This window comes from Actinophytocola sp. (genome assembly GCF_050699915.1).
Taxonomy (GTDB): Bacteria; Actinomycetota; Actinomycetes; order Mycobacteriales; family Pseudonocardiaceae; genus Actinophytocola.
Genome location: NZ_JBOHGA010000280.1, coordinates 1 through 7072, shown reverse-complemented (window position 1 = coordinate 7072; position 7072 = coordinate 1). Strand labels below are relative to the sequence as shown.

Annotated in this window: 9 protein-coding genes; 4 read left to right on the top strand and 5 right to left on the bottom strand. The window is 72.2% G+C overall.

What is annotated here, in order from left to right; translation table 11 throughout:
- Positions 1-229 precede the first annotated feature (229 nt).
- Complete coding sequence (locus ACRDSK_RS30160; protein WP_431444770.1) at positions 230-877, top strand: TetR family transcriptional regulator; 648 nt, start codon at positions 230-232, stop codon at positions 875-877.
- A 31-nt stretch (positions 878-908) separates the two neighbouring features.
- Complete coding sequence (locus ACRDSK_RS30155; RefSeq protein WP_431444768.1) at positions 909-1427, top strand: polyketide cyclase; 519 nt, start codon at positions 909-911, stop codon at positions 1425-1427.
- Between the two features lie 63 nt (positions 1428-1490).
- Here ACRDSK_RS30155 and ACRDSK_RS30150 read toward each other — a convergent pair whose 3' ends face one another.
- Positions 1491-1793, bottom strand: coding sequence for a hypothetical protein (locus tag ACRDSK_RS30150; RefSeq protein WP_431444767.1), 303 nt, complete (start codon positions 1791-1793; stop codon positions 1491-1493).
- A 497-nt stretch (positions 1794-2290) separates the two neighbouring features.
- Between ACRDSK_RS30150 and ACRDSK_RS30145 the strand changes: the two genes are divergently transcribed.
- Positions 2291-3238: a cobalamin-binding protein gene (locus ACRDSK_RS30145; RefSeq protein ID WP_431444766.1), complete on the top strand. Its 948-nt coding sequence runs from the start codon at positions 2291-2293 to the stop codon at positions 3236-3238.
- On the opposite strand, the gene ACRDSK_RS30140 is transcribed toward ACRDSK_RS30145, so the two are convergent.
- The 3 genes from ACRDSK_RS30140 to ACRDSK_RS30130 all read right to left on the bottom strand — a co-directional run bounded on the left by ACRDSK_RS30140 (position 3165) and on the right by ACRDSK_RS30130 (position 5331).
- Positions 3165-3884, bottom strand: a complete 720-nt coding sequence (locus ACRDSK_RS30140; RefSeq protein WP_431444764.1) for a hypothetical protein — start codon at positions 3882-3884, stop codon at positions 3165-3167. The two genes, ACRDSK_RS30145 and ACRDSK_RS30140, sit on opposite strands and share 74 nt — an antisense overlap.
- A complete protein-coding gene (locus tag ACRDSK_RS30135) occupies positions 3881-4465 on the bottom strand; it encodes an ArsR/SmtB family transcription factor (RefSeq protein ID WP_431444762.1) in 585 nt (194 codons plus the stop codon). Before ACRDSK_RS30135 ends, ACRDSK_RS30140 begins: the two co-directional genes overlap by 4 nt.
- Before the next feature lie 74 nt (positions 4466-4539).
- A complete protein-coding gene (locus ACRDSK_RS30130) occupies positions 4540-5331 on the bottom strand; it encodes an IclR family transcriptional regulator (protein WP_431444760.1) in 792 nt (263 codons plus the stop codon).
- Positions 5332-5459: 128 nt separating this feature from the next.
- Between ACRDSK_RS30130 and ACRDSK_RS30125 the strand changes: the two genes are divergently transcribed.
- Positions 5460-6512, top strand: a complete 1053-nt coding sequence (locus ACRDSK_RS30125; protein ID WP_431444758.1) for a hypothetical protein — start codon at positions 5460-5462, stop codon at positions 6510-6512.
- Here ACRDSK_RS30125 and ACRDSK_RS30120 read toward each other — a convergent pair.
- Positions 6440-7072: MFS transporter (locus ACRDSK_RS30120; RefSeq protein ID WP_431444756.1), on the bottom strand; the 633-nt coding region annotated here is incomplete at its 5' end. The two genes, ACRDSK_RS30125 and ACRDSK_RS30120, sit on opposite strands and share 73 nt — an antisense overlap.

Genomic DNA, 7072 nt, shown 5'->3' with positions numbered 1-7072 from the left:
GAGCGACGGAGCGTTCTGCGAGGACAACTCCCGACCTCGCCGGCGACAGCAGCGCCAGTGGTCGCGTTCGGAGCAGGCTCGTCGCGAGTTGTCCTCGGCCCTGGACTGACGCTCGCGCGCAGGCGCGCCAGCGCCGAGCACGGAGGAGGGAAGACGGCGAGTAGCGCAGGAGCGGAGCGAACCATCAACACTGTGAGCGAGAGCGAAGCGGGGTGCTTACCGTGATGGGGTGACCTTTCAGCGCGCTCGGCGGCCCGAGCACAAGCGGCTGCGGTACGAGGCCATCCTCACCGCCGCGCGGGCGCTCGCCGAGCGGGACGGGGTGCGCGCGGTGAGCCTGGCGGACATCGCGGGGGCCGTGGGGATGCACAAGTCCGCGCTGCTGCGGTACTTCGAGACGCGCGAGGAGATCTACCTGCGCCTCGCCGCCGACGACTGGCGGGACTGGGTCGCGGCGATGCGTGCCGCCCTCGCGCCGCTGCCGGCCGGCGCGGTCGCCGAGGTCGCGGCCGCGTTCGCCACCACGCTGGCCGAGCGGCCGTTGCTCTGCGACCTGTTGACCCACGCGCCGCTGAACCTCGAGCGCAACGTGTCGCTGGAGACCGTCCGCGAGTTCAAACGCACCGCAGTCGGCTCGGTGGACGAGCTCTCGGCGCAGGTGCGCACCGTGCTGCCGGCCCTGACCGACCAGGACGCGTTCGACCTCGTCGGCTCGGTCAGCCTGCTCGCCGCCGGCCTGTGGCAGCTCGGCCGCCCGACGGAGACGCTCCTCGAGCTCTACGAGCTCGAACCCGAGCTGGGCTACGGAGGCCTGCCGTTCGTCCCCACGCTGACGCGGCTCACCACGACGATCATCCGCGGCCTGCTGACCGCTTGACCCGCGCCCCGGTCCGAACTAGACCGTAGGGATGGGGTTACCGGAGATCTGGGGTGCCACGCCGGCGGAGGTGGCCGAGCGCTACCCGTGCGACGAGCTGGTGGCCGGCCCGACGGAGTCGTGGTTCCGCGCGGTCGAGGTCGACGCCGAACCTGCGGCCGTGTACCGCTGGCTGTGCCAGCTCCGGGTGGCGCCCTACAGCTACGACCTGATCGACAACTTCGGCCGGCACAGCCCGCGCACGCTCACGCCCGGGCTCACCGAGCTGGCCGTCGGCCAGCGGGTGATGACGATCTTCACGCTCGCCGGGTACGTCAAGGACCTGGAGCTGACACTGCGCCTCACCGACCGGTGGGCGCGGCGCGTGTTCGGCGACTTCGCCGTCACCTACCGCGTCACGCACGGCCGGCTCGTGGCGAAGCTCGTCGTCTCCGCGCGGCCGCTGTCCTACGTCCGGCGACGCCTGCTCGCCTGGGGTGACCTGGTGATGATGCGCCGGCAGCTGCAAACACTGGCCGAGCTGGCGGCCGTCGAGCCCCACAGCGCCTAGTAGACCCTGTTTCGAAGCTCGACGACCGCTCGAACGAACCGCCTGGCACCTTCGAAACAGGGTCTAACGACGGACGGAGTCGCGGCGGCGGCCGACCAGGAAGATCAGCAGCGCGATGAAGGTGGTGGCCAGGGCCGAGCCCAGGCCGAACAGCAGGCCGATCACCATGATCACCGAGGCCACCGACAGAGCCAGCAGCAGCGCGGCCCGCAGCGTGGCCGCCCAGTCGCCGACCATCCGCTCCGCCAGAACCAGCCAGTCGTCGCGGGACGACGGCAGCGCCCGAGCGCGGCGGTGCGCGCCACCACCGGTCGCGGCGGGCGCGGCCGGCTTGTCGTCCACGTCGGACAGCGAGGCCAGCTGCACGATGCGGCGGCGGCCTGCGTTCGAGGGCGGTGGGGTGTCGATCGGTCTATCGCCTTCTGGTGTGGGAGCGGCGCCGGGTTTTAGACTGGTCACCGTTCTGTGCCTTCCGGTCAGGTCTCGCGCGGACTCTGGTCGCCTGGTCCACGGGACATCCAGTGGCTCCCTGTGCCAGCAGGGAGCCACGTCCCACTTCGTCGGTGTACTTCAGCCCCCCGGCTTGTCCTCTCATCATCGTCGAAATCCCTTGTTACCTCACCGTGACCGCGGGTACGCGCGATGAACGGTGCGTATTGGTCGGCGAGTGGACGAACCGCTCTCCCGGAGGCTCAAGGTGCGCCTTGCAGGTGCACATGCATACGACGAGTGCGTGTTCACCTGCGATTACGTCACACAAAACCCGTTCGAGTGATAAACCACCGTTCACCTCGGGGTGAGTCAGTGATGGGCCTGGCCGTCACTCTCCGCAGCCGGACACCGGGCTGCCTACTCTGGGTCGCGTGCGAATCGTGTCGCTTCTCCCAGCCGCCACCGACATCGTGGCCGAGCTCGGTCGGCTGCCCGAGCTCGTCGGCCGCACGCACGAGTGCGACTGGCCGGCGGCGGTGGCGAGCGTGCCGGTCGTGACCGCGAGCGAGGTCGACGAGAAGCTGTCGAGCCGGGAGATCTCCGCCGCGGTTGGCGCCGGGCACCGGGGCTCGTCGCTGTACGGCCTCGACGCGGCGCTGCTCGCGCGGCTTGAGCCGGACCTGGTGCTGACGCAGGACCTGTGCGAGGTCTGCGCGGTCTCCTACCGCCGGGTCACCGAGGCGGTGAGGGTGCTGGACGCCGGCCCGCGGGTGCTCAGCCTCGAACCGCGCACGCTCACCGAGGTGCTCGACTGCCTGCGGGTGGTCGGCGACGCGCTCGGCGTGCCGGACGTCGCCGCCGACCGCATAGCCGCACTGCACTCACGGCTCGACGAGGTGCGCCGTCGGGTCGACGGGCGGCCGCGGCCGCGGGTCGTCGCGCTCGAATGGCTCGACCCGGTCTGGCCGGCGGGCCACTGGGTGCCCGAGCAGATCGAGCTCGCGGGCGGTGTCCCGCTGCTCGCGAGCGCGGGCGAGCACACGGCGGCCATCGACTGGGACCGGGTCGTGGCCGCGCGGCCGGACGTGCTCCTGTTGCTGCCGTGCGGTTTCCCGCCCGACCGGACGCGCGCCGAGCTGGACGTGCTGACCGGCCGGTCCGGGTGGGCGGACCTGCCGGCGGTGCGCGACGGCGCGGTGTGGGTGCTCGACGGGCCGGCCTACTTCAACCGGCCCGGCCCGCGGGTGGTGCGTGGTGCCGAGGTGCTCGCCGAGGTGCTGCACGGCGTCTACCCCGACGCGGGTGTCAGTCCACTTCGGACGGAAGATTGTCGTCGGCCGGGAACCGCTCGGTCCACCACGGGACCCAACGCTCCTTGAGCTCGGCCAGCCGAGCCTCGTCGAGGTCGTAGGTCGACAGGACCGCCATCGCGGAGCCGTCCGGCTTCTCGTCGGTCGGGCCTATGCCTGACACGACGAGCAGCCCGTCGCCCCACGCGTCGACGGTGACGCCGAGCTGGTGCTCGGAGCGGAACCAGACCTCGCCCTTGACGTGCTCGCCGAGCAGGTTCGTCTCGACCGTCGGGCCGGCCGGCAGGCCGAGCTCGGCGACGACGTCGCGGCCGGACTCGTTGGTGCCGGCGAAGAACAGCGTGCGCCGGACGGCGCCGGGCTGCCGCTCGACGGCGAACTTGAGCTGCTGCAGGAAGGTGATCCAGCCCTCGGTGATCTCGGCGTAGTAGGCGTCCCAGTCGGGGTTGCTGCCGTGCGGCGCGCGGGTGAGCGTGACCTGGGTGGCGTCGCCGTCGGCGGCGAGGCTGATCACGTCGCCGGCCTGCACGTTGAGCGTGCGCGCGACGGGGTCCGCGTCGACCTCGGTGAAGTAGATCAGGTCGATCTCGCCGTCCAGCCCGTCGTAGTCCCAGCCGTGCCAGTGGCGGATGGTTTCCTTGTCCCGTAAGGCATGCCAGACGATGTCCACCGGGGCCGCGACGGTGATCTCGATCCGCGGCGTGCTGTCGGTCATTGTTTCCTCTCCTGTTCGGCTGGGGCCGGATGCCCGCCGGCGACCACTCGGTAGGGACGCCCGTCGGGATTGTCGAACCGCTCGACGACCTGCCGGACCGCGCCGGCCAGCTCGTCGGTGAACGCGTGCACGTCCTGCGGTCGTGCGAAGCGCACCTGCGCCTCGACGGTGAAGGTGAGCAGCCGCTTGCCTTCGGCGACCGCACCGGCCTGCATGCGCCCGACGTCCCGCACGGTAGTGGCGGCCACGTTGACGAGGTGCTCGGCGGCGTACTGGTCGTGCGCCTGCTCCACCTCGTCCGCGATCATCATGGTGGGGTCAACGACGAAGGTGCCGGGCCGGGTGCGCATGATCCGCTCGACGAACCCGCGGCGCGGCCGCTCCTCCACCAGCTCCACGAACCCGGCCGTCTCCAGCGCGCGCAGGTGGTAGTTGACGCGCTGGCGCGGGAGGTCGAGCTCGGCGGCGAGCTGGGTGGCCGAGGACGGGGTGCGCAGCAGGCCGAGCAGCCGGCGGCGCAGCGGGGAGAGTGCGAGCCGGACGTGCTCGGGCTCGTCGACGTAGGTGATGCCGGTGGCCACGAGCACATCGTGCAATGGACAGATTTTTTTGTCAATAGCCGGACGCGACCGCGGCACGGGAACGAAGAGCCGGGCTAGGCACCGGAGACGAGCGACGGGCGGGTGGCCATCAGGTGCGAGAACCGGGCGGCACCGGCCCGGGCCGCGCGCTCCAGGTGCCAGCGCCGCGAGTGGAAGGTGGCCGCCGGGACCGAGAACGCCACCGCGCCCGCGACCCGGTTGTCCGAGTCGAGCACGGGCGCGGACACGCACGCGATCTCCGGCTGGAACTCCTCGACCTCCACCGCCATCCCGGCGCGCTCGACGTGGTCCAGCTCGGTGTCGAGGTCGACGGCGCGCACGTGGGTGTGCTTGGTCAGGCGCGGCATGCCGGCGCCCGTCAGGTAGTCGCGCCGCGCGCGGCGCGGCATCGACGCGAGCAGCACCTTGCCGAACGCCGTCGCGTGCGCGGCCTCGTGGAAGCCGAACTCCAGCGGGTTGGCGCGCGGGTACTCCGGCGAGTCGGCGACCGCGGCCACCACGATGTCGGTCTCCCGGTACACCGTGTAGTACGCCGCCGCCTCGGCGCGGCGGTGCAGGAGGTGCAGCTCGTCCTGCAGCTCCTGGCCGACGTCGAGCTCCGCGCACAGCCGCTGGTACAGGCTGGCGACCTTGTAGCCGAGCCCGAACCCGCGCCCGTGCCCCAACCGGATCAGATATCCCTCGTGTACCAAGGTGTTCAGCAGGTGGTAGGTCGTCGACAGGTTGTAGCCGGCTCGCCGGGCCACCGCCTTCGCCGTGATGCCGTCGCCCGCGGAGCCCACGATGTCCAGGACTCGCAGCGCACGCTGGGCCGATCCGATCAACCCGCTGCTCTGCTCGGTCACGTCGCCGACAGTACGGCAGAGCACGGCCGCGCAAAAGGTCTGACATCACCTTCGCGTGGACACAGGTTTATGTCGAACGACTGTCGCGGATATTTCACGGAGTCGGAATCTGGCGGCACAATCGCGGCGTGGTGATCAGCGCGGAGGTCTCCGAGTGGCTGGGGGTGCGAGCGCGGCTGCGCGCCGGCCGGCACCCGCTCGCCGTCGAGGCGGCCGGGGAGTACCCGGAAATCCCGAAGCTCGCCGGTACCCCGCTGCTCACGCGCCGAACGTGGGTCCCGGAGCGACCGGTGCCGCTGGGCGACGTCGCGCTGTCGCTCGGCGCCACGCCGCCGCTGCCCGCCCTGCCCGCCACCCGCTACGCCGAGAAGATGGCCGCGCACGACCGGCCGGCGGTGTTCGAGAACCGCCCGACCTACCGGCTGCTGGCCGCCGACCTGACCGGCGGGCTGACCGGCGCGCCGCGCCTGGAGTTCGGTCACGGCAACTACTTCGACGGCATCGACACCGGCGAGGCGGCCGCGCACGAGTACGCCGCCGGCGGCGCGACTCCCCTGCGCGACGCGATCGGCGACCCGTGCGACCTGACCCGCCGGCCGGCGAACCTGGCGGTCGGCGCGCTGACCGTCCGGCTCGATGCGGACCCGACCTTCTTCCTGCACTGGCGCGACCCCGCGCGGGTCGGCCACGCGGGCGGGCTGTACCAGGTCGTGCCGGTCGGGGTGTTCCAGCCGAGCGGACCGTCGCCGGCGGAGTTCTCGCTGTGGCACCTGCTGCTGCGCGAGTACGCCGAGGAGCTGCTGGGCGAACCCGAGCGGGCCGGCGTGGACTACGCCACGTGGCCGTTCGCCGTCGAGATGTCCGCCGCGCTGCGGGCCGGCCGGATCCGCGCGCACTGCCTGGGCCTGGGCGTCGACCCGCTGACGTTCGCGACCGACCTGCTGGTGACCGTGGTGGTCGACGCCCCGGTGTTCGACGACCTCTTCGGCGCCCGGGTGGCCGAGAACGCGGAGGGCGCGGTCAGCGAGCACCCGTTCACCGCCGCCGCGATCGACGGGCTGCCGATGCAGGCCGCGGGCGCGGCGCTGGTCCGCCGCGCCCTCGAGGTTCACGACCTCCTGCTCACCAGCACGATCGGCGCCAGCGCGAGCACGCCGCCGAACACCGCCACCAGCGGGTAGCCGCCCAGTCCGAACAGGACGCCGGCGACCAGGCTCGCGAGTGCGGAGGAGAACCACACCACCGCGTCGACCACGCCCTGCAGCTGTGTCCGCTCGCCGGCCGGCAGGTCCCGCGCGAGCAGGCTGCTGCCGCCGACGAACACCAGGTTCCACCCGTACCCCAGCAGGAACAGCGCGAGTGGCAGCCCGGACGTGTGCGCGGTCGGCGAGGACACCGCGGTCGCCGCGGCCACCACGAGCGTGCCGATGCCCAGGTAGATCGTGGCGCGCCCGCCCCACCGGTCGGCGATTCGGCCGGACAGCGGCGCCAGCGCGAACATCCCGATCATGTGCGCCGACAGGATCCAGCCGATCACGTCGAGCCCCTGCCCGTGGTGGTCCAGCTGCAGCGGCGTCATCGTCATCACCGACACCATCGCGACCTGCGCGCCGACCATGGCGACCAGCGGGGTGAGAACCTCCGGGCGGCGCAGCGCGGCGGCGACCATCGGGCCGGACAGCCGCGGGCGGGGCGGCGGCGGTGGCACGCGCGGCAGCCTGGTCGTCGCGGCGAGCGCGAG